The organism is Rhizobium sp. K102, from assembly GCF_022385315.1.
Classification (GTDB): Bacteria; Pseudomonadota; Alphaproteobacteria; order Rhizobiales; family Rhizobiaceae; genus Rhizobium; species Rhizobium croatiense.
Genome location: NZ_CP092436.1, coordinates 945,640 through 965,553, shown reverse-complemented (window position 1 = coordinate 965,553; position 19,914 = coordinate 945,640). Strand labels below are relative to the sequence as shown.

General features: G+C 62.9%; 22 protein-coding genes and 3 pseudogenes. 16 read left to right on the top strand and 9 right to left on the bottom strand.

Annotated elements, in window-relative coordinates; genetic code table 11:
* The first annotated feature begins 263 nt into the window (after positions 1-263).
* On the top strand, positions 264-476 hold the full coding sequence (locus tag MHI61_RS10620) for a cold-shock protein (RefSeq protein WP_003540801.1): 213 nt from the start codon (positions 264-266) through the stop codon (positions 474-476).
* 183 nt (positions 477-659) lie between these two features.
* Positions 660-1,661 (top strand): tRNA dihydrouridine(20/20a) synthase DusA, encoded by a 1,002-nt coding sequence (gene dusA, locus MHI61_RS10615; RefSeq protein WP_239791967.1) that lies wholly within the window; start codon positions 660-662, stop codon positions 1,659-1,661.
* Between the two features lie 32 nt (positions 1,662-1,693).
* On the opposite strand, the pseudogene MHI61_RS10610 reads toward dusA, so the two are convergent.
* Positions 1,694-2,649: pseudogene (locus tag MHI61_RS10610) on the bottom strand (trypsin-like peptidase domain-containing protein).
* A 506-nt stretch (positions 2,650-3,155) separates the two neighbouring features.
* On the opposite strand from MHI61_RS10610, the gene MHI61_RS10605 reads away from it, so the two are divergent.
* The 3 genes from MHI61_RS10605 (at position 3,156) to MHI61_RS10595 (ending at position 4,709) form a co-directional block, all read left to right on the top strand.
* On the top strand, positions 3,156-3,992 hold the full coding sequence (locus MHI61_RS10605; protein ID WP_239791966.1) for an alpha/beta hydrolase: 837 nt from the start codon (positions 3,156-3,158) through the stop codon (positions 3,990-3,992).
* Positions 3,993-4,095: 103 nt separating this feature from the next.
* Positions 4,096-4,272 carry a hypothetical protein gene (locus MHI61_RS10600; RefSeq protein ID WP_010031344.1) on the top strand — a complete coding sequence of 59 codons (177 nt, stop codon included), beginning with the start codon at positions 4,096-4,098 and terminating at the stop codon, positions 4,270-4,272.
* Between the two features lie 221 nt (positions 4,273-4,493).
* Positions 4,494-4,709: a hypothetical protein gene (locus MHI61_RS10595; protein WP_239791965.1), complete on the top strand. Its 216-nt coding sequence runs from the start codon at positions 4,494-4,496 to the stop codon at positions 4,707-4,709.
* A gap of 26 nt (positions 4,710-4,735) precedes the next feature.
* On the opposite strand, the gene MHI61_RS10590 is transcribed toward MHI61_RS10595, so the two are convergent.
* Positions 4,736-5,665 carry a hypothetical protein gene (locus MHI61_RS10590; protein ID WP_239791964.1) on the bottom strand — a complete coding sequence of 310 codons (930 nt, stop codon included), beginning with the start codon at positions 5,663-5,665 and terminating at the stop codon, positions 4,736-4,738.
* A gap of 306 nt (positions 5,666-5,971) precedes the next feature.
* Here MHI61_RS10590 and MHI61_RS10585 point away from each other — a divergent pair, with 306 nt between their 5' ends.
* Positions 5,972-6,481 (top strand): BA14K family protein, encoded by a 510-nt coding sequence (locus MHI61_RS10585; RefSeq protein WP_239791963.1) that lies wholly within the window; start codon positions 5,972-5,974, stop codon positions 6,479-6,481.
* 138 nt (positions 6,482-6,619) lie between these two features.
* Here the strand turns inward: MHI61_RS10585 and MHI61_RS10580 are convergent, their stop codons facing one another.
* From MHI61_RS10580 to MHI61_RS10570, 3 genes are read right to left on the bottom strand one after another with little or no spacing between them, the layout of a single operon-like run.
* Positions 6,620-7,552: a DUF3313 domain-containing protein gene (locus MHI61_RS10580; protein WP_239791962.1), complete on the bottom strand. Its 933-nt coding sequence runs from the start codon at positions 7,550-7,552 to the stop codon at positions 6,620-6,622.
* A 42-nt stretch (positions 7,553-7,594) separates the two neighbouring features.
* Positions 7,595-8,941: a HAMP domain-containing sensor histidine kinase gene (locus tag MHI61_RS10575; protein WP_239791961.1), complete on the bottom strand. Its 1,347-nt coding sequence runs from the start codon at positions 8,939-8,941 to the stop codon at positions 7,595-7,597.
* Positions 8,941-9,612, bottom strand: a complete 672-nt coding sequence (locus MHI61_RS10570) for a response regulator transcription factor (RefSeq protein ID WP_239791960.1) — start codon at positions 9,610-9,612, stop codon at positions 8,941-8,943. The genes MHI61_RS10575 and MHI61_RS10570 overlap by 1 nt, the downstream gene beginning before the upstream one ends.
* A gap of 362 nt (positions 9,613-9,974) precedes the next feature.
* On the opposite strand from MHI61_RS10570, the gene MHI61_RS10565 reads away from it, so the two are divergent.
* Positions 9,975-10,529 (top strand): hypothetical protein, encoded by a 555-nt coding sequence (locus MHI61_RS10565; RefSeq protein ID WP_239791959.1) that lies wholly within the window; start codon positions 9,975-9,977, stop codon positions 10,527-10,529.
* Between the two features lie 60 nt (positions 10,530-10,589).
* On the opposite strand, the gene MHI61_RS10560 is transcribed toward MHI61_RS10565, so the two are convergent.
* The gene (locus tag MHI61_RS10560; RefSeq protein WP_239791958.1) at positions 10,590-11,114 is read right to left on the bottom strand and encodes a helix-turn-helix domain-containing protein; all 525 of its coding nucleotides are present in this window, start codon (positions 11,112-11,114) and stop codon (positions 10,590-10,592) included.
* An 89-nt stretch (positions 11,115-11,203) separates the two neighbouring features.
* On the opposite strand from MHI61_RS10560, the gene MHI61_RS10555 reads away from it, so the two are divergent.
* Positions 11,204-11,845 (top strand): dihydrofolate reductase family protein, encoded by a 642-nt coding sequence (locus MHI61_RS10555; RefSeq protein ID WP_239791957.1) that lies wholly within the window; start codon positions 11,204-11,206, stop codon positions 11,843-11,845.
* A 57-nt stretch (positions 11,846-11,902) separates the two neighbouring features.
* Here MHI61_RS10555 and MHI61_RS10550 read toward each other — a convergent pair whose 3' ends face one another.
* Positions 11,903-13,348 carry an adenylate/guanylate cyclase domain-containing protein gene (locus tag MHI61_RS10550; protein ID WP_239791956.1) on the bottom strand — a complete coding sequence of 482 codons (1,446 nt, stop codon included), beginning with the start codon at positions 13,346-13,348 and terminating at the stop codon, positions 11,903-11,905.
* A gap of 261 nt (positions 13,349-13,609) precedes the next feature.
* Between MHI61_RS10550 and MHI61_RS10545 the strand changes: the two genes are divergently transcribed.
* Complete coding sequence (locus tag MHI61_RS10545; protein WP_239791955.1) at positions 13,610-13,819, top strand: hypothetical protein; 210 nt, start codon at positions 13,610-13,612, stop codon at positions 13,817-13,819.
* A 151-nt stretch (positions 13,820-13,970) separates the two neighbouring features.
* Here MHI61_RS10545 and MHI61_RS10540 read toward each other — a convergent pair.
* Positions 13,971-14,598 (bottom strand): annotated as a pseudogene (locus tag MHI61_RS10540) (TetR family transcriptional regulator).
* Positions 14,599-14,690: 92 nt separating this feature from the next.
* Here MHI61_RS10540 and MHI61_RS10535 point away from each other — a divergent pair.
* From MHI61_RS10535 to MHI61_RS10515, 5 genes and pseudogenes are all read left to right on the top strand, one after another.
* The gene (locus MHI61_RS10535; protein WP_239791954.1) at positions 14,691-15,344 is read left to right on the top strand and encodes a class I SAM-dependent methyltransferase; all 654 of its coding nucleotides are present in this window, start codon (positions 14,691-14,693) and stop codon (positions 15,342-15,344) included.
* Between the two features lie 100 nt (positions 15,345-15,444).
* A complete protein-coding gene (locus MHI61_RS10530) occupies positions 15,445-16,287 on the top strand; it encodes a hypothetical protein (RefSeq protein ID WP_239791953.1) in 843 nt (280 codons plus the stop codon).
* A gap of 108 nt (positions 16,288-16,395) precedes the next feature.
* Positions 16,396-16,599, top strand: coding sequence for a hypothetical protein (locus MHI61_RS10525; protein WP_239791952.1), 204 nt, complete (start codon positions 16,396-16,398; stop codon positions 16,597-16,599).
* 102 nt (positions 16,600-16,701) lie between these two features.
* Complete coding sequence (locus MHI61_RS10520) at positions 16,702-16,884, top strand: hypothetical protein (protein ID WP_239791951.1); 183 nt, start codon at positions 16,702-16,704, stop codon at positions 16,882-16,884.
* A gap of 160 nt (positions 16,885-17,044) precedes the next feature.
* Positions 17,045-18,044: pseudogene (locus MHI61_RS10515) on the top strand (DUF808 domain-containing protein).
* A gap of 142 nt (positions 18,045-18,186) precedes the next feature.
* On the opposite strand, the gene MHI61_RS10510 reads toward MHI61_RS10515, so the two are convergent.
* Positions 18,187-18,564 (bottom strand): helix-turn-helix domain-containing protein, encoded by a 378-nt coding sequence (locus MHI61_RS10510; RefSeq protein WP_239791950.1) that lies wholly within the window; start codon positions 18,562-18,564, stop codon positions 18,187-18,189.
* A 131-nt stretch (positions 18,565-18,695) separates the two neighbouring features.
* Here MHI61_RS10510 and MHI61_RS10505 point away from each other — a divergent pair, with 131 nt between their 5' ends.
* Together MHI61_RS10505 and MHI61_RS10500 are read left to right on the top strand one after the other, a co-directional pair.
* A complete protein-coding gene (locus tag MHI61_RS10505; protein ID WP_239791949.1) occupies positions 18,696-19,535 on the top strand; it encodes an SDR family oxidoreductase in 840 nt (279 codons plus the stop codon).
* Positions 19,536-19,547: 12 nt separating this feature from the next.
* A complete protein-coding gene (locus MHI61_RS10500) occupies positions 19,548-19,892 on the top strand; it encodes a hypothetical protein (RefSeq protein WP_239791948.1) in 345 nt (114 codons plus the stop codon).
* Positions 19,893-19,914 lie beyond the last annotated feature (22 nt).

Genomic DNA, 19,914 nt, shown 5'->3' with positions numbered 1-19,914 from the left:
CAATAATGGCGCTTGCCTTTTGACCGAAATGATGGCACGAATCCACCTACTCGGGCATTAGCATGCCGGTGACTGGACTGATGTGGCAATCCCTTCCGTTACGGAAGGAGACGCGGGAATACCCGCCTGCGTAGACGTTCTTTCCCCGTACGTGACTTCTCCGACTGACCCTTCGTCCCATCGATTCGGGGCGAAAGCTAAAGCCGTCCGCTTCCCCTCGGGGGCGCGGATACTAGACAGACTAAGGGAAAAGGACGATCCCAATGGCCACCAAAGGCACCGTAAAATTCTTCAACCAGGACAAGGGTTTTGGTTTCATCACGCCGGACGGCGGCGCAAAGGACGTTTTCGTCCACATCTCCGCGCTGCAGGCTTCTGGCATCCAGTCGCTGCGCGAAGGCCAGCAGGTTACCTTCGACACCGAGCCGGACCGCATGGGCAAGGGCCCGAAGGCCGTCAACATCTCGGCTTCGTAAGTCGGATTTCCGCTTTCTGCGGCATGAACGGCGCTCCGCTAGGGGCGCCGTTTGCGTTTGCGCTTGCGAATTTGTCGATCGCACCGGCAAGTGTTATATGCGCCTTTGACGATAATCCGCCGGCGCGCGGCAGGAGCGGCACCCTGCCGCGGCAGCCTGCGAACACAGGAACAAGAAACGTCGATGACGCAGAAAAGGCCGATTTTTGCGGTCGCCCCGATGATCGACTGGACGGATCGGCATTGCCGCTATTTCCACCGCCAGATCAGCCGCCAGGCGCTGCTCTATACCGAGATGGTGGTCGCCGATGCGATCATCCACGGCCCGCGCGAACGGCTGCTCGGCCACGACGTAGCGGAACATCCGCTGGCGCTGCAGCTCGGCGGATCGGATCCGGCCAAGCTTGCCGAGGCTGTGAAGATCGCCGAACCCTATGGCTATGACGAGATCAACCTTAATGTCGGCTGCCCCTCCGACCGCGTGCAATCGGGCACCTTCGGCGCGTGCCTGATGCTGACGCCGGAGACGGTGGCCGCATGTGTCGCGGCGATGAAGGCGGTCGCGACCGCGCCGGTGACGGTAAAATGCCGCATCGGCGTCGACGAGCAGGAGCCGGAAGAGGCCCTGCCCGCGCTTATCTCTCGTGTTCTCGATGCCGGCGCCGATGCCATCTGGATCCATGCGCGCAAGGCATGGCTGAAGGGCCTCAGCCCGAAGGAGAACCGCGAGATCCCGCCGCTCGACTACGAGATCGTCTACCGGATGAAACAGCGCTGGCCCGAGGTCGTCATCGGCATCAACGGCGGCATCCGCACGCTCGACGAGGCTGCGAGCCACCTCGCTCATGTCGACGGCGTCATGCTCGGCCGGGCGGCCTACCAGAATGCGGCCGTGCTTGCCGACGTCGACCACCGCTTCTTCGGCGCGCCGGCGGCAGAACCCGACTGGCCGGCGCTCTGTGAGCGGATGATGGCCTATGCCGAGCGCCATATCGCCGGCGGCGGCCGGCTGCAGCACGTCGCCCGCCACATGGTCGGCCTTTTCACCGGCCTGCCCGGCGCCCGGCGTTACCGCCAGATTCTCTCCACCGACGCGGCAAAAAGCGGCGCCGGACCGGAGGTGCTGGCGGCAGCCTTCGCGGCCGTGGATTTTTCCGGGACCGAGCAGGAAGCGGTCAGCGCCTGACGTAACGTTATGCCTTCGTCGCCACCCACGGCTTAAGACCGCGCCATCGGCAGCAAGATCTTCTTCTCGATCCAGCCGGCCACCGAGAACACCAGGATTTCCGTTTCTCTGCCGATCCGGCTGCCATCCATCAGCCTGACAATATCATCGACGCCGCCGACCGGGCTGGCGTCGATGGCGAGGATATAATCGCCCTCCTGCAGCCCGCCCTTTGCCGCCGGCCCGTCCGGCTCGACACGCCGGATGCGAACCGCGGTCGTCTGCACCGTGCCCGCCGCAAGCGCCACCCGGCGCGGCAGCACGATCGTGTCGCCGGCAATTCCGATGAAAGCACGCCGCACCTGGCCGTAGCGGAGGATTTCCGAGACGACGAAATTGGCCGTATTCGACGCCACGGCAAAGGCAATGCTCTGCGCGCCCTGAATCACGGCGGTGTTGACGCCGATGACCTCGCCGCCCGAAGACACCAGCGGCCCGCCGGAATTGCCGGGATTAAGCGCGGCATCGGTCTGGATGACATCTTCCATCAGCCGGCCGCTTGCCGCCCGCATCGAGCGGCCGAGCGCCGAGACGATGCCGGCAGTGACGGTCCATTCGAAGCCTAGCGGGTTTCCGATCGCGATCGCGATATGCCCCCTGCGCAGGCGCTGGGAGTCGCCGAGCTTCGCCCAGGCCCCGGTGCTCGCATTGGCCCGAACAAGGGCGATATCGGTATCGATATCGCGGCCGAGCACACGCCCTCGGTGATGAATCCGTCCGGCGTCGTGATGCGAACGAGCTTGGCGTCATCCACGACATGGCTGTTGGTGACGATCAGGCCATCGGGCGAGACGGCCAAGCCCGACCCGTGCCCCTGCCGGCCTCCCAACCGCTCGATCCGGCTGACCGCCGGCCCGACCATGTCGACGGCGGCTGCGATCGATTGCGAATAGGCATCGATCAGCGCCCCGTCATCCCCGGCGGCGATGTCCTTATCCATGTAGCCCATGATCTGATCCTCTGGCGGCAGCAACGGCCGTCCCGCCGCCGGCAAAGCAATCGCGATTGCGATCGTTCGCCATGGCGCTGTTCGAGAGAAATAGATGGTTGGGCGTCGATCCGCGTTCAAGTGAGCGCCAGCGCAGCCTGCAATCCCGGCACGACAGGAGGGAACGCGACCCTAGCCGAACGGATATATCGAACTACCGCGACAGATATATTGAACGATTGGAAATAAAATGGCTCATTGCTGACATCAGCCGGCATCTCGGCCGCTTGCCGCGACCGAGATGCCGGGGATAAAATGAATGTTCGCAGCGCGAAGCAGTATCAAACATCTGTCATATCAATAAAATAGAGCTAGGTGCTCAATAAGCACATCATCCTATCTTGAGTCGATGTTGATCCCCGCAGACGCGGTTCTCCGGTCCCTCGCGTGACGGTTGCTCGTGGACTTGCCGATCCCGCCTGCAACGGTCTGTATTAGTCCAATCCAACCAATCAAGGAGTCATGACATGAGCACAGTCACAACCACGGACGGCGTCGAGATTTTTTACAAGGACTGGGGGCCGAAGACCGCCCAGCCGATCATGTTCCACCACGGCTGGCCGCTGAGCGCCGACGACTGGGATGCCCAGATGTTGTTCTTCCTCGAGAAGGGCTACCGCGTCGTCGCCCATGATCGGCGCGGCCACGGGCGCTCCACCCAGGTCGGCGACGGCCACGACATGGATCATTACGCCGCCGATGCCGCAGCTGTCGTCGAGCATCTCGATCTCAGGAACACCGTTCATGTCGGCCATTCCACCGGCGGCGGCGAAGCGACGCATTATGTCGCTCGCCACGGCCAGCCGCAGGGCCGCGTTGCCAAGCTCGTCATCATCGGCGCCGTGCCGCCGCTCATGGTCAAGACGGACGCCAATCCCGGCGGTCTGCCGATCGACGTTTTCGACGGCCTGCGCCAGCAGCTCGCCGCCAATCGCTCGCAGTTCTACCACGACCTGCCGGCCGGCCCGTTTTACGGCTTCAACCGGCCGGACGCGAAAGTGTCGGAACCAATCATCAACAATTGGTGGCGCCAGGGCATGATGGGCGGCGCCAAGGCGCATTATGACGGCATCAAGGTGTTCTCGGAAACCGACTTCACCGAGGATCTGAAGATCATCACCGTGCCGACCCTCGTCATGCATGGCGACGACGACCAGATCGTGCCGATCGCCGCCTCCGCCCTGCTCTCGTCCAAGCTGCTGCAGAACGCCACGCTCAAGGTCTACGAGAAACTCCCGCACGGCATGTGCACCACCCATGCAGATATCATAAACCCCGACATCCTCGCCTTCCTCAAGGGCTGATGCCCAGGCCGTCGGGCGCCGAAGGGGCGCCCGACGCCCATGCCGTTTTCCGGTAAAACGGCTTTCGCATGAAACCGTTTTCGCCGATTTGCGTTTAGCGGCCATGAAAAGAGAACGCGAACCCTCATCAAAGGCTTACCGGCAGGATCGTTTCGAAAATACCGAGCGAGCCGCCAAGGAAACCATCGAGGCGGAGCAGCGGGCTCGTCGGGAAAAGACCAAGCGGCTGAAAGAACTGCGCTTGTCGCAGCAGGGCGGCAAGGACCCGGCAACCAGGTAGATCCGTGCTGATGCCGTCAGTCCGCCCATCTCCATGCCTTCGCCCGCGTCTTCGCGCGCCTCGATTTCAACGCCGCGTGGTTTTTCGGACACGCATAGGGCGCTGCAAGATCTTGAACCGTTGCACTTTTTCAGACGTTCGCCCATCTTGCGAAGCAAGGTTTGCGAAATTATCTTTTTTTCGCAATAGCGATTCACGGCATCGAAAAAGGGCAGACTGCGATGTCAGACAAGCTGTTCAGCACGCGTGACGAACCGCTCGCTTCGGAGGACCTCGCTGTTTGCAGGCGTGTCCACGAAGCCCTTTGCAGCGGGCTCGATATCGACCGGCCAAGCGAGGAAGCCGATCGTCTCGGCGCCCTCATCATCGAGCTTTACCGGCAGGGTGTGCATGACGAGACCCAGCTTCGCCTGCTTGCCGGCGGCAAGCGAGGCTGATCGGGCACGTCATCCCCGGCGTGCGATCAGAGGCCGGTGGTTTCCGCGCTCGTCGACGCCGAGGTTTCAGTCGGATCGATGGCCGGCGTGGTGTCGGTCGTTCCCGATACCTCTTCGGCGCTGCCGGTGTCGGCTTCCGGCGTTTCCGCGGTCACGGCAGGATCTGTCGTCTCGCTGCCCTCGACCGCATCGCTGGTCTCGGTTTCGGTTCCCTCTGCAGGGGTTTCCGCCGCCGGGGCCTGCGCCGCCATGGTCTCCCGCATCTGGTCAATCGTGCCAACGGCCGCTCCGACGCCGAGTGCGTCCTTTGCCCAACTCAAAGCTTCCGGAGTGACCGTGCCCGTCTTGGTCGCGGCAGCCAGCGCTGCCGTGAGCGCCGCATCGCCCAGCAGCGGATCGTCGGCTGGCGGAGCAACGCCGTTGGCCATCTCATACTGCGCATAGGCAGTTGCGAATGCCGAGATCCCAGCCATGCGCGGATCCGCGGTCTTCATGAGGGCATGGAAATTGCGCTTAAGGGAATTGAGACCGGCAAGCTGTGCCGCCGCTTTCTTTGCCGGCTTTTCCGCAGGCGCTTTCACAGAAGTCGTTTTCTTGCCGGCGCCCTTCGCAGTCACACCCTGCTTGGTCGTATTTGTTTTGCCCGTCTTGCCGGTGGACTTGTTCGCACCGCGGCCGTTTTCAGCCTTTCCTCCCGATTTGGTGCTTCCGTTTCCGTTGCCGCTGCCATGGCTGCTGCCGCCATGGCCGCCGCCGCTGTTTCCGCTACCACTCCCGCCACCACCTCCGTTGCCGCCGCCTCCACCGTTGCCTCCACCGCCGCCGTTGCCGCCACCGCCGCCGTTCCCACCCCCCTTGGCGAAGGCAGGCGAAAGATCGGTAAATACGATGTTGAGCGGCGCAAGCGCCAGGGTTGTGGAGAGACAGAGAAGGCCGATAATTCTGGAGAGCTGCATGGTAGTCTTTCTGACATGAGAGTGACGCCGTTACATGCCAGGTATTGAAGCAGCACCGCGATAAGAACTGGTTTAGCATCTACTTGCAATTTGAACTTCCTGCCGAATTTCGGCACGATCCATCTTCTGCTGATGTTCGCCCAGAACCGGAAGGTGCGTCATGCAGAGGAGTGGATTCCCTGGTCAGGTCTCGGCCAGCACCCCGACTGCGTTAGCGAAGACGCACATAGATCCGCGTCCCAAATTGAAACTTATTTCCTTAATCCGCGTTACCCCTCGATACATCCGTGACTCAAGGTGAGTGACATGAAGAGATTCGCCATCATTGCCCTGTCGATAGCGACGGCTTTCTCCGGAACGCCTGTGTCGGCAGGCCCGGCCTTCGTGCCGAGCCCGGTTCAATCGGCCGCCCAGCCGGTGCCGGGCGATACCGATGCCCGGATCATGACCGTCGGCTGCAGCAGGTTTTCGATCGTCTGCTCGCGCTATGGCGACAGGCGCAGACATTACAGCGATCGCCGTTACTACCGTGACCGTCACTACTATCGCGACCGAGACTATTACCGCGATGGCCGGTACGGATGGGACCGCCGCTATGACCGCAGATGGCGGCGCCACCACGACAACACCGGCGCGATCATCGGCGGCCTGGCGGCAGGCGCTATCCTCGGCGGCATCATCGCTTCGCAGCCGCGTGCCTACAGCTCGCGCGGCTACGGCTCGCATGCCGAATATTGCTATAGCCGCTACCGGTCCTACCGCGCTTACGACAATACCTATCAGCCAAATTACGGCCCGCGCCGTCAGTGCCGCTGATCGGGTATGACAATCCCAACAGCCAGCCCCGCATCAAGATGCGGGGCTTTTTGCTGTCACGACGGACGGAGCAAGGCTTTTCCGTCCCGGCTCCGTCCGTCCCGTCAGCCCAGCCTCGGGGTGTGGCTGAGCACGCGGTCAATATGCAGCGGCGGGCTTCGGCTTCTTCTCGGTCCATTGCGGCGGCGCGCCATATTTGGCGGCGACGGCGCCGACCAGCCCCGGCTCGCGGCCGAAGGTATCGCAGGCGACGTATTTCGGCTTGCCGCCGAGCCAGGACTTCATCCGCTGGCGCGAGGGAAGCGAGAGGTCCAAGCCCTTCGGCTCCTTGCCTGCGATCAGCATGCGGGAAAACTCGCTGCTGAACTTCGAAGCCAGGCCGTAGGCATCGCCCACCTCGGACACGCGCGGATTGTTCTGCAGCGAATTTGCTCCGCGCGCCCAGACCATCGCCGCCCGCTGAGCGCCCGATTTGTCGACCGCCTCGGCTTCCACCGCCAGCCCGCCGAGCCCGACCGGCAGGCGCGGCACGCCGACCGGCAGCGCAAAACCCGTGCCGACGGTGACGACGGTGGAAACGCCCGCCATGGTCTTGTTGGTCGGCACGATGTCGGTGACCATCGAGCGGATCGTCAGGTCCGCGCTCTCGCCCGCCGCCACCATCTGATACCGATCGCTCAGGGAAATGCAGAGCGCCCGGTCGAGCGCGTTCGAGACCATCGCCCGGTCGGCCGGCGATTTGATCCGGCTCGCCGCAGCGAAGCCGAAGCGCGTCGGCTCGATGGCGACCGTCTTGATCGGGGCGAGACTGAGGCCATCGACATAGGCGCGAGATTTCGAAAGCTTGCCCTTCGGCGCACCGAGATTGGAATAGGTGGAGAGCGTCCCGCTCTCCTTGAGCGGGACCGAGCTGCACCCGGCCGCAGCCACGGCCAGCGCCAGCGGCAATGCGAGGGACACCGCTTTTGAAACCCTCGAAAGAGATGAAATAAAAGGATTGCTGCGCACTCTGCATGGCCTCCGTCGCCGATAATGTGCGGGGAAATTGGCGGCGAAGGATTGCCGCAGCATTACATGGTTCCCGGCGGCGTCGGCTGCCGGAAACAACCGGCGTCATCTGAGTTGGATCGCCACCTCGGTGCCGGCGGCAGCGCTTGCGATGCGAACCTCGCCGCCATGGTTCAAGGCGATCTGTTTGACGAGGCTGAGGCCGAGGCCGGCCCCCGTGCTCTTCGGAGTGACGCGGTAGAAAGGCTCGAACACCAGCTCCCGGTGCTCGGCCGGGATGCCCGGCCCCTCGTCGGTGACGCTGATCCGCCCGCCGCCTATATCCTTGACTGAGACCGTGATCATGCCTCTGTTGCCGCCATGGTCGATGGCATTGCGCACCAGATTGCTGACGGCCCGCGGCAGCGCCGAAGGGCTGCCCTTGCGTTTCAGGCTGTCGACCTCGCTCTGAAACGAGATCTGGTAGCCGGCGCCGATCGCAAGCGGCGCAAGGTCGGCGACCACGCCGCGGGCGATATCGACGAGATCGACAGTTTCCTGGAGATCGCGCGCCTGGTCGTTGCGCTCGAAATCGAGCAGCTGTTCGGCCGTCTCGGCCAGGCGCGCGACGTCGTCCAGCAACCGCCTGCGATCCTGCCCCTCGGCCGTCCCATCGATCCTGGTCTGCATGATCGCGATCGGCGTCCTCAGCTCATGCGCAGCATCGATCAGTAAGTGCTGTCGCTTGCGGAACTCGTTTTCCAGCCGGCCGAGCGCCTCGTTGAAGGCGATCACCAGCGGCGCGACTTCCCTCGGAATGCCGTCCAGCGGCAGGCGCGCATCGTAGCGGCGCGGCTCGATCTCCGAGGCTTTGCGGGCAACCTCGCTGACGCTGGCAAGGCCCCGCCCGACGATCCTGGGAACGGCAAGGAAGACCGCGGGCAAGGCAATGGCGAGCAGCGGCCCATAGATCGGATAGACGGCGCCCATCAGCGTAACCACCGGCCAGCCCTTGTCGGCGACGCCGCCGAACAGAACCCTGAGTTCGCCGATTGCAGTCTCGACGCTTTCCACCGAGGCGATCTCGTCGGTGCCGACCGATCCTCTGATATCGGCCCCTTCGAACAGATAGGTCAGACGGACAAGCTCGGCATAGACCGGAGGAACGGTCCCGTAGGAGACGAAAGAACCGTTCGTCGTCGCCGCCACATACCAAAGCCCGTCATACTGCCGCTTGAGCGCCTCGAGATCCGGCGTATCTCTTATCTCAAGCCGTCCTTCGGCATCGAGCGCAGCGGCCGGAGCCAGCGCCGCGGTAACATGATCCTCCAATGCGACATTGGGAGAGAGGATCGCCGCGCCATAGAAGCAGAGCCCGATGGTGACGGCCGTCACCACGCCGACGAAGACCAGGCTGAGCTGCCAGCTGAGCCGCCACCAGAGCGACGGATTGGTATTTCCTGCCCCGCCCATCATTCTTCCTTCATGAGATAGCCGACGCCGCGGATATTGTGGATCGAAACCTCCGCACCGGCATCGGCAAGCCGCTTGCGCAACCGCGATATATGGGCATCGAGAGCATTCGACTGGATCTCTTCCTCGTAATTGTAAACCGCCGCCTCCAGCGTCGAGCGCAGCACGGTCTTTTCCTTACGCCTGGCGAGCGCGGCAAGCACCAGCAGCTCGCGCCTGGGCAGATCGAGCGGCGTATCGCCGACGGTGACGCTCAAATGCAGGGGATCGATCACCATCCGCCCGGCCGTGAGCTTCAGCTCGGAAAGGCTCGGCGGCCGCCGCAGCACGGCCCTCAGCCGCGCCATCAGTTCCTCGACGAGAAACGGCTTGCCGAGATAGTCGTCGGCCCCGAGATCTAGCCCTTCCACCCGTTCCTTCGGCGCGTTCAGCGCCGTCAGCACGATGATCGGCGTATCCTTGCCGGTGCGCCTCAGCTCCGGAATGAAGCGCAGCCCCTCGCCGTCGGGCAGGCGGCGGTCGAGCAGGATCGCGTCATAGGGGTTCTGCCGCGTCAGCTCCACGGCATCGGCCAGATGCGCCGTGTGATCGGTCACGATCCCATGCTTGCCGAGCGCCGCCGACAGCGCCTCGGCCAGCTCCTTCTCATCCTCAATCAGCAGAATTCGCATCGCCAAACCACCCCTTGCGCCCCTGTTTCGGCCGCAAGGGTTGCAGCAACATTGCGGAACTTGAAAGGCAGCCGGTCATGCTGCCGCAATTGTTCCATCGGAGGATCGCGCACCACAATTCAGGACCTCGACATGATCCACTTAAAATCGATCCTCCGCCTCCTGGAGACCTACCTCCTCTCCGCCTTCATCCTCGCCAGCCTGCTGGTCGGGCCGCTGATCATTTTGTTCGTGAGATGAAAATGCAGAGCCAACTCACGTCCGCCGGCGGTCATTGATGGCCAATTTCCCTGATAAGGCGATAGGGCATTTTATTTGCCTATTAGTTGTGGCACGGTCCACCTGTTCCGGCAGGGGGAGACATGGAAATACTGTCATTTTCAAAGTGCTTGCGGGCGCTTCGCCCTTTCACGGTCACAGCTTTAGCAGTGGCAATGTGCTTCGCGCTTCCATCATGTTCTTATCTTTTTACGACCGGCGTTGAGGGAAGCTACACCGCCACGGGTACTCCGCTTCTTGGGTTGGTTGCCTCACAGGATGAACGAACAGGAGGTTCGCTGACAATCGGCTCGGCCGAGAAGCAACAATGCAGAGGTGAGTACCGCGTATCGGAGATCAAAACAAATCGATGGAAGCTGGAGACCGGTGAGCGAATCTATCGAGGGCGGATCTACTGCCTGGATGGCCGAGCAGGAGAATTCAAACTTGTATCAAGCGATAAGGGAAGGACAGGTTCGATCACCGGTGAGATCGACGGCCAGGCGTTTCAGGTCAATCTGAAAGAGTGGAGGGAGAGCGACTGTAATTCGGGCGAATGCCGGTGGGGCTTGAAATGGACCTACGAAAACGAACGCAGCAACTCGCAGATCTATTGGAAGGTTGAAAATGATCATAAGCCCAACCCGACCGGTCAATGATCAAAGCGACAACATTCCTTAGTCGCAAGGCGCGCCTTTCGCTATCGCCCATCGCCTGCATCATGACGCCTGCGCCGCAGCCGCCCGGCCCCGCACCTCCAGAAACGCCGCCGTCAAGCGCGCCAGCACCGGCGAGGTCACCGTCCCGTTCGCTCCTGCGACCGGATCGACGATGTGGATCTGTCGGAGATCCTCCATGAATTCGTCCCAAAGCGGCTGCCCGCCTTCTTCCAGAAGCTGCGCGCGAATGCTCAGATCCTCCGTCACCGGCAGGTGACGCCTGCCCCAGGCGCCGATCATGGCGAAGACGGGCACGAGCTGGATCGCCGGCTCCGTCAGGCTGTAGATTGCCTTCTGGCTGTGGCTCGGATCGTCCCGCTTGCTGATGAAGCCCAGCGAGAGCAGCCGTTTCAGCCGCGCCGCCAGAATATTGGAGGCGATCCCCTCCTCCGAATTGTTGAGCAGATCGCGGAAATGCCGGCGGTTGCCAAACATGATGTCGCGGATGATGATCAGGCTCCACCGGTCACCTAGCACTTCCATCGTCAGATTGATCGGGCAGCCGGACCGCAATTCAATATCCACGAAGCATCTCCTGTAAAAACCAGTTGCATTATAGGATCACTTATGGGAGAAAACAACTAGTTTCATGTTGCAATCATATGGAGGACAGCATGGCCAAGGTGCGCGTTGCAGGGTTTTCCGTTTCCGTGGACGGTTTCGGCGCCGGCCCGGAGCAGAGCCTGAATGATCCCCTGGGAAAGCGGGGGCCGGAAATGTTCCAATGGTTCTTCCATACCCGCACCTTCCGCGCCATGACCGGCAAGGACGACGGCTCTGAAGGCATTGACCAGGATTATGCCGCCCGCGCCATGGCCGGTTTCGGCGCCTTCATCCTCGGCCGCAACATGTTCGGTCCGATCCGCGGCGAGTGGCCGGACGATGCCTGGAAAGGCTGGTGGGGTCCGAACCCGCCATACCAGGCGCCGACCTATATCCTCACCCATTACCCGCGCGAGCCGATCGTCATGGAAGGCGGCACGACCTTCCACTTCATCACCGGGGGCATCGAGGAAGCGCTCGACAAGGCGAAGGCCGCCGCGGGCGACAAGGACGTCAAGATCGGCGGCGGCGTGGCGACCGTGCGCCAATATCTGCAGGCCGGCCTGATCGATGAATTGCACTTCGCCGTCGCCCCCGTCGTGCTCGGCAGAGGCGAAGCAATATTTTCAGGCATCGACCTGCCGGACCTCGGATTCCGCGTCACCGAACATGTCGCCAGCGAACACGTCACCCATATCGTGCTCGCGAAATAATTGCCGGCTCAGGTCGTCCGGCAAGGCGGTCGCAAGGGTCGCCTGCCCGCGTCCGACCTAGCCAGGCATCACCCGGTATACGCATGCCGTTCCCTCGACGCCCCGCAGCGGGGCCTCGAAGGCGGCCAGCCGGTGGCCGGAAAGCAACTGGGCGACACCAGGTGCCGAAAACAGCGCTTCGGAAATGCAGATCTCGCCGGCATCGGCCAGCGACTGCACCCGGGCAGCGACATTGACCGTCTGTCCGAAATAATCGAGGTTGTCGTTCAAGGTCACGGCGATGGACGGGCCGCAATGGGCGCCGATCTTCAGGATGATGCTGGGATCGCCATGTTCGCTGTTGAAGCGCTCGATTTCACCGAGCATATGCAACGCCGCCGAAACCGCATCGGCCGGGCGGGAAAAGGCCGCCATCACGGCATCGCCGATCGTCTTGACGATTGCGCCCGAATGCTCCTGCACCGTGGCCCCGAGCAAGGCAAAATGTTCGCGCACTAGCGCATAGGCGTTGAGATCGCCGAGCCGTTCATACATCGCGGTCGAGCCCTTGAGATCGGTGAACAGCAGCGTCACCTGGCGGATGCCGAGCCCTTCCCTCTCGTCGACGCACTCGGAGCGGAACAGCCGCCGGAAGGTCTGGCGCGCCAACAGCATGCCGCCCGACATGTAGGGATCGAAGTCGAGGACCGGCTTGGTGGTCTGCGCCAGGATCTCCGGCGGCCAGTTGATCAGCAGCAGCGAGCCGCGCATGGCCGCCGAGTTCTCGATTTCGACGATGACAGGGCCGGGCCGCACCGCCGGCAGCGAAGCGGAGAACCGCTGCCCGTCATATCGGACGCGCAGGAACGTCGGCACGGTCACGGGCTCGCCTGCCACCGGCAGCGCGAAGCTCGCCTGGGTCTGCACATTTATGCCGGCGAGCGCCCCGGGGCCGAGCTCCGCCCTCACCGTCGTGACCGACCCGGGCGCCAGAAAGGTCAGGCCGCGCACCATCCCCTTGAGGACGTCGAGAAAGCGGGCCTGCTGGCCGGGCAGCCGCGCATCGCTCAGAAACCGCGCCTTCCAGTGAAAATCCTCGACCGAAAGCGAGCCAGGATCGTGAAACGGCAGCCGGCGCAACGCTGGCGACACCGTGAAGGTCACTTCGATGAAGTCGTCGAGGTCGGTTTCGCCGGAGACGTCGCAAAGGCCGCAGACATAGTGGGTCTTCAGCGTCCGCAGCGCGCCGAAACTGTCGAGCACCATGCCGGATTGGGGGCAGACGACGTCCCAGCTCATCTCGAACAGACCGCTGCGCGTCGCATGGAGAAAGAGATCGATGCTTTCGGCCTCGGAGATCGCTTGGTCGCGCGCGAAAGCCAGCGGATTGATGCGGTAGAGCGAGAAATCGTCGCCGCCGCGGATCAGGCCTTCGAACTTGGAGATGACGCGCGGGCTCCAGGACCGGGCAAGCTCCATCTCGGTCAACTTGCTGTCGAGGAGTCGTTCCTGAACATCGCTCATCTCACACCTGCGCCTCGATTGGCCAGGCCATGGGATCCACGGCGGCTCCCGCAATTATAGCAAAAAACAGGCCGTGCGTCCGCCTTCGGCAGCCTTCGACCCCGCAACGGCAAGGCTCGCCTGGCGGCCGCCGGACCGCGCCAAAATAGCTGTAGCTTTGCTTCGGAATAAGCGTAAAGTCGCTACGTCGGCCCACTGGTTCATCAGCGAGACCGCTTGAGAGACCATATATGCTCTCGCCGCTTCATGGGGGGAACGACTGTGCTCCTATGCCAAATCCCGCTCGACGATTGCGAGATAGCGACTGTCACCGACGCCGTCCGGCAATGGTGCGAAGAGAGGAAGCTCGACATCGACAGCATCGAAGGCCGCCGTGCCATCACGCTTGCCGTCGATCTCATCCAGACCAACCCCGGCCACGGCCACGACCAGCTTCTTGCCGAACTGTCGAAACGGATGGCCCCCCAGTAGCGGCGGCCATCGACGCGAGACACGGCGCTGCGGGAAGCGACAGGTGAACTGTTCAAGCCGCACCGATAATGCGCTGATGTGGAAACATACCGTGGCCTTTCTGGAAAACGGCCGCTTCCTTCGCTGAACGCCTGCCGTCCCCGGCTCTGCTTCATCCGAGCCTTTCCAGATAGGCGCATAACATATCCGCCATCGCGTCCGCATAGGTCTCGATCTCCGCCGAGCTGCGTGGAACCTCCGAAAACTGCTTTCCCACCGTGCCGAGCGTTGTGACGATCAGGTCGCCGGCCAGCGCCCGGGTCGCCTCCGGCGCCGATGGCAGCGCCTCGCGCATGAAAAGCTCAATGATCCGGTCGCCCGATGCCCTTGCCGCCTGCGCCTCCGGCGCATCGCGATAAAGCGGTGCCGCGTCATGCAGCGCCACCCGCATCTCCGCCTCCTCGCACTCGGAGCGGAGAAAGGCGTGGAACAAGGCGGCGCAGCCGGTCGAGCGGCGGCCTTTGCCCATTCTCCAGGATCGTCGCGAGCAGGCCGGTCGTCTCGCGCCACTCGTCGCTCTGCAGCCGGAAAAGGATCGCCGCCTTGTTGGGAAAATACTGGTAGAGCGAACCGATGCTGACGCCCGCCCTTTCGGCCACCCGCGCCGTGGTGAAACGCTGGGCGCCTTCCCGCGCCAAAACCTGAGCAGCGGCATCGAGGATCGCCGCCACGAGCTCGTTGGAGCGAACCTGCTTCGGCTGTTTTCGTGAGGAAATCCGGGTACTTGGCCGGTCTATCATGGCGGCGCCCCGCAAATGCGATTAGCAGATGCGACGAATTATTCGTATTTTCTCACCCGAGGCAACACCAAATCCAAACGGAGATTCACCCCATGACCACACTGACGACCGCGCCGCTGGCGCCCCTGCTCGATGCCCTGTTTGCGGAAGCCGACACGGCGACGAGCCCTGTAATATCGGGGCTTACAGGCGAAGAACGCATGCGCCTCATTGAGAGCAAAACCGAATATCTCGATCTCTACGGCCGTCTGAAGGACCTCTGGCTTCCCGTCTCACGCGAAGCCGGCGCCCTGCTCTATATGCTGGCCCGCAGCAGCCGCGCCCGCACTATCGTCGAATTCGGCACCTCCTTCGGCATCTCGACCCTCCATCTCGCCGCAGCTCTACGTGACAATGGCGGCGGCCGGCTGATCACCAGCGAGTTCGAGCCCTCGAAGCTCACGCGGGCGCGCGAAAACCTGACGACCGGCCGCCTGATCGACCTCGTCGACATAAGGGAGGGCGACGCCCTGCAAACGCTGAGCGTCGACATGCCCGAAACGATCGACCTCCTCTTCCTCGACGGCGCCAAAGCGCTCTACCGCGATATCCTGGAACTGGTGGAAGATCGCCTGAGACCGGGTGCGCTCATCGTCGCCGACAACGCCGATGTCAGCCCGGACTATCTCGCCCGCGTCCGCGCCCCCGCCGCCGGCTACCTCTCGACGCCGTTCGCCGACGATATCGAGCTGTCGATGCGGATTTAAGATCGGGAGCGGCGGCATGAAGAGCGTTTGCCTTCGCTTGCGCTTAGAGCACTCGCTCCCCCCACCCACCTTGCACATCCCCACTCCCTCGCCTAAGGCAATGCAACCTCCCTTCCCGCAAGGCCGCCCGGTGCTCCGCTTCATCCTCCACGCTCTCGCCGCGCTCATTCTGACGCTGCTCACCCAGATTGGCGGCGTCGCCTATCTCATCGCCCTCGCCGCCGCGCGGATATGCGGCCTTAGGCGATTTGCCGCCAAGCTCGCGCTCTTCCTTTTGTGCTACGCCGTCGCGACCGTCGCCACACAGTTTGCCGCACCGGCATTCGGCCGCGTTCCACTCTCCTGCCTGTCAAGCGCCGAAGACAGGCTCATTGTCCGCTCGCCGATCTACTGCGCGCTCAACCGCAACTACGTCACGCCCAAGCTTCGCGATCTCGCAGAGGCGCTCGCCGCCCATATGGACGCGCAATTCCCCGGCACCGTCACCTTCGCGCTGGATGCGAATTTCCCCTTCGTCAACGGTTTCCCGCTACTGCCGCATCTCTCGCATGCTGACGGCAAGAAGCTTGATTTCGCTTATTATTATAAGGATGCCGGCGGTGCCTTCCTGAATGGCGCCACCCGCTCGCCGATCGGTTATTTCGCCTTCGAGGAGCCCGGCCCGGGCGACGAACTGCCCTGTGCGGGCCGCCATGACTGGCTTACCACCCGCTGGGATTTCGACGCGCTCCAGCCTTGGTTTCCGGCCTATCAGATCGAGGAACAGCGCACCTCGGCCGCCATTGCCTGGCTGACGACGGAAGGGGTTACGCGCTTCGGCCTGCAGAAGATCTTCATCGAACCGCATCTGAAAAACGCCCTCGGCATCACCGATGCCCATGTCCGCTTCCAGGGCTGCCGCGCCGCCCGCCACGACGACCACATCCATATCCAGATCGAGTGAGCGCAGTCGAACCGCCAGCTCGCCTCCCGCTTGCACGAAAGGGGAAATCCGTTAGATCTGCCTAAGCACGAAAGCTTCCGCAGGAAGCTCTGATTTTTGAGGTGAATTATGGGGCATCATATCGTCGCAGTCGTCGGATCGCCCGCCGCCGTGGCGGCAATCGTCCAGGCGGCAGATTGCCCTGAACCCACGGCACTGCCGTTCGGCCTTGAGATCGCTCCGTTGGGCGATCGGCAGATCGATCGACTGACGAAACTTCAGCCCGGCGCCTACCGCGACGGCTTCAGAAGCCTCTCGGCCGCGCTCGAGTAGGCTCTGGCGACCGCCTCTGGACAGGGCCTGCTGGCCTATATCGAGACGGAATATTCCGGCGGAACCGGTTCCCAGGCAGCCGCCGCATTCGCGGACGGAGACATGATATTCAGTGCCGCAAAACCGGATACGCGGGACCCGATCGGCCCGGACGACCCAATTAACGCAGCCTTGCGACGTCTCGGCGTCGAGGCCGCCGGCCATGCCGACGCGTTCGCTGCTCTGGGGCTCGGCCGCTTCCGCAGCCTTGAACACCTCGGCCTTGACGAAGACGAGGGTGACTAAATTCCAGCAAAATCTATGCTTGGCCGTCGGATCGAACGCCGGCCCAGTCATCCGTCTGCCATTTCGATCGGGCGCCGCAACCATCCGTGGCAACGCCTCTTTCGGCTGCCGCCCGATTGGCTATTTTCGCCATCCATGTCCCTAAACGAGAGGTTTGCTTGTGAGTGTCGGCCTGATTGCCCTGCTTGATGATGTTGCCGCGCTTGCAAAGGCGGCCGCTGCTTCCCTGGACGACGTGGTCGCTCAGGCGGGCAGAGCCGGCGCCAAAGCCGCCGGCGTCGTGATCGACGACGCTGCCGTCACGCCGCGTTATGTGACCGGCCTGTCGGCCGCGCGCGAACTGCCGATCATCGCGAAGATCGCCGTCGGCTCCCTCAAGAACAAACTTCTGTTCCTCCTGCCGGCAGCACTCGTCCTCAGCCTCCTCGTGCCGCAGGCGGTGACGCCGTTGCTCATGCTCGGCGGGCTCTATCTCTGCTACGAAGGCGCGGAAAAGGTCTACGAACTCGTCGTGCCGCACGCAGCCCATTCACACGAGGCGGGGCTCGAGTCGATCAGCGTCGATCCGAAGACCTTCGAGGACGAAAAGGTCGCGAGCGCCATCAGGACCGATTTCATCCTCTCCGCCGAAATCATGGCGATCACGCTCGGCTCCCTGTCCAGAGTCGGGGCTGGCGATGCAGGCGATGGTTCTCGCCCTGGTCGGAACCATGATCACGGCTGCCGTCTATGGCGTCGTCGCTCTGATCGTGAAGGCGGACGATTTCGGCCTCTGGCTTGCCCAGCGCTCCTCCCCTTCTCAAGCCGGCGCGCCCCTGCGCGTGCTCGGGCGCGGCCTGGTGAAGGGCATGCCTTATCTTCTCAAGGTGCTCGGCCTCGTCGGTACGGCGGCGATGATCTGGGTCGGCGGCGGCATCATCGTGCACGGCGCCGAAACCTTCGGCCTCGCCTGGCTGAGCCATCTCCTCCACGATACCGGGGAAGCCGTCGCCCATGCAGTGCCGGCCGGCGGCGCCGTGCTTTCCTGGCTGGTTCAAGCGGCCGGTGCGGGTCTCGTTGGCATCCTCATCGGGCTGGCGACAATCCCGGCCGTCGGCTACATCGTTTCGCCCGCATGGCAATGGTGCGTGGCGCGCCTGCGCCGGATAAGGACCGCCTGAGCGGGCGGCAGCAGGTTTTGAATACCGCGCCACGGGTGGTGGAGCCAGACGCCATGATGGTTCCGAATCCTTCACCTGCCCGTCGGGCGAGCAAGGCAGGCGCGTTGCGGCCCGACCGGGTGTCCCGACGACTTCAGCACCATCAACCGGCATCCCTTTCATCGTAAGCACGCTGCGCCGCAAAGATTGCGTCCATGTTCTTCTCCGCCCAGTGCGTGAGCGCCGAAACCGTATCCGTCAGGGTGCGTCCGAGCGGCGTCAGCGCGTATTCGACGGTTACCGGCACGGTTGGGAAGATCGTGCGCGAGATCAGGCCGTTGCGCTCCAGCTTTCTCAGCGTCTGCGACAGAACCTTCTGCGATATCCCCTTGATTTCGCGGCGAATGTGGTTGAAACGCACCGGCCCGCCTTGCAGCCGATCGAGGATCAGCAGCGCCCATTTGTCTGCCAGCCGGTCGAGCACCAGTCGCGTCGGGCAACGATCCTCGTAAACATTATAGGCCTGCTCTGGCATCGTCATCCGCTCCCGCCTTCCTGCTGCGGTTTCCCCGAGGAAACCAAGTGAGAAAAAAGTGCTCTCTTTTCCAATTCTATTTTCCCTGTATCTATCCCATGGAAAGATAGTTTCCAATAGAAACCATGGAGAATGACATGAGCAGCAAGATTCTGGTTATCGGCGCAACGGGCACCGTCGGCCGGCATGTGGTGGACGGGCTCTTGGCAAAGGGCGAGGCCGTCAAGGCCGCCTCCCGCGCCGGCAAGCCCGTGGCAGGCGCCGAGGGCGTCGTCTTCGACTATGCCAAACCGGAAACTTTCGGGCCGGCCTTTGCAGGCGTCGATCGCGCCTATGTGCTGCTCGCCTCCGGCCATGTCGATGCTAAAGGCCTGTTGCTGCCGGTCATCGAGGCAGCGGCAGCCCGCAAGGTCAAAGTCGTGCTCCAGAGTGTCATCGGCGTCGATGCCGATGATTCCATCCCCTATCGCCAGGTCGAGATCGCGCTGGAAAAATCCGGCACGCCTTATGTCATCCTTCGTCCGAACTGGTTTTCCGACAACTACCACACCTTCTGGAAGCCCGGGATCGACCACGGCCAGATCGCCCTTCCCGCCGCCGAGGGCAAGTCGAGCTTCATCGATGCCCGCGACATCGCGGCAAGCGGCGTGGCGGCACTCACCTCTACGGCTTTCGACGGCAAGGCCTTCAATCTGACCGGGCCGGAAGCGCTGTCCTATACGCAGGCCGCCGCCATCCTCTCCGAAGCGATCGGCAAGCCTGTCGCCTATATCGCCGTCTCCGACGAGGCCTTTATCGACATGCTGACCGGCGCCGGCGTACCGGCGGACTACGCCGGCTTCCTCGCCTCGATCTTCTATCCCGTGCGCGAGGGCTGGACGGCCGTCGTGAACGGCGATGTCGAGACTCTGACCGGCAAGGCCCCGCGTTCACTGCAGACTTATGCGGCAGATTACGCCGCAGCGTTGAAGGCGTAGTCAGAACGACGAATGCAGACGGCGGATCGCCGCCGTCTGCCCGCGACACCAGGGATAACCGATCCGATTACCGCAATCGGCGAAGACGATGCCATGACGGCCTCCTTTCCCTACATTTCATTTGTGACAAGATGCACACCCTCCGCCTTCCTCCGCGGCGGTGATGCCGGACACAAGACCAACGGGTCTATTTTTCTGACTTTCTCGAGAGCCTCTCTGAATTTCATGCCGGACTCGCTGGCCCATTGCTCTGGTGTCAGCTCCGGTTTCCTGACACCACTTTCGACGATCGCGACTGTGTTGTCATGTTTGAGCAAACGTCGTAACGAGGTCGCCCGAACCCAGCTGGGTGGTTAACGAGACGCGGTCCCGTCCGGAA

Coding starts and splice junctions, on each gene's coding strand:
- MHI61_RS10620 (WP_003540801.1), top strand. CDS start 264: ATGGCCACCAAAGGCACCGTAAAATTCTTCAACCAGGACAAGGGTTTT.
- dusA (WP_239791967.1), top strand. CDS start 660: ATGACGCAGAAAAGGCCGATTTTTGCGGTCGCCCCGATGATCGACTGG.
- MHI61_RS10605 (WP_239791966.1), top strand. CDS start 3,156: ATGAGCACAGTCACAACCACGGACGGCGTCGAGATTTTTTACAAGGAC.
- MHI61_RS10600 (WP_010031344.1), top strand. CDS start 4,096: ATGAAAAGAGAACGCGAACCCTCATCAAAGGCTTACCGGCAGGATCGT.
- MHI61_RS10595 (WP_239791965.1), top strand. CDS start 4,494: ATGTCAGACAAGCTGTTCAGCACGCGTGACGAACCGCTCGCTTCGGAG.
- MHI61_RS10590 (WP_239791964.1), bottom strand. CDS start 5,665: ATGCAGCTCTCCAGAATTATCGGCCTTCTCTGTCTCTCCACAACCCTG.
- MHI61_RS10585 (WP_239791963.1), top strand. CDS start 5,972: ATGAAGAGATTCGCCATCATTGCCCTGTCGATAGCGACGGCTTTCTCC.
- MHI61_RS10580 (WP_239791962.1), bottom strand. CDS start 7,552: ATGCTGCGGCAATCCTTCGCCGCCAATTTCCCCGCACATTATCGGCGA.
- MHI61_RS10575 (WP_239791961.1), bottom strand. CDS start 8,941: ATGGGCGGGGCAGGAAATACCAATCCGTCGCTCTGGTGGCGGCTCAGC.
- MHI61_RS10570 (WP_239791960.1), bottom strand. CDS start 9,612: ATGCGAATTCTGCTGATTGAGGATGAGAAGGAGCTGGCCGAGGCGCTG.
- MHI61_RS10565 (WP_239791959.1), top strand. CDS start 9,975: ATGGAAATACTGTCATTTTCAAAGTGCTTGCGGGCGCTTCGCCCTTTC.
- MHI61_RS10555 (WP_239791957.1), top strand. CDS start 11,204: ATGGCCAAGGTGCGCGTTGCAGGGTTTTCCGTTTCCGTGGACGGTTTC.
- MHI61_RS10550 (WP_239791956.1), bottom strand. CDS start 13,348: ATGAGCGATGTTCAGGAACGACTCCTCGACAGCAAGTTGACCGAGATG.
- MHI61_RS10535 (WP_239791954.1), top strand. CDS start 14,691: ATGACCACACTGACGACCGCGCCGCTGGCGCCCCTGCTCGATGCCCTG.
- MHI61_RS10530 (WP_239791953.1), top strand. CDS start 15,445: ATGCAACCTCCCTTCCCGCAAGGCCGCCCGGTGCTCCGCTTCATCCTC.
- MHI61_RS10525 (WP_239791952.1), top strand. CDS start 16,396: ATGGGGCATCATATCGTCGCAGTCGTCGGATCGCCCGCCGCCGTGGCG.
- MHI61_RS10520 (WP_239791951.1), top strand. CDS start 16,702: ATGATATTCAGTGCCGCAAAACCGGATACGCGGGACCCGATCGGCCCG.
- MHI61_RS10510 (WP_239791950.1), bottom strand. CDS start 18,564: ATGACGATGCCAGAGCAGGCCTATAATGTTTACGAGGATCGTTGCCCG.
- MHI61_RS10505 (WP_239791949.1), top strand. CDS start 18,696: ATGAGCAGCAAGATTCTGGTTATCGGCGCAACGGGCACCGTCGGCCGG.
- MHI61_RS10500 (WP_239791948.1), top strand. CDS start 19,548: ATGCAGACGGCGGATCGCCGCCGTCTGCCCGCGACACCAGGGATAACC.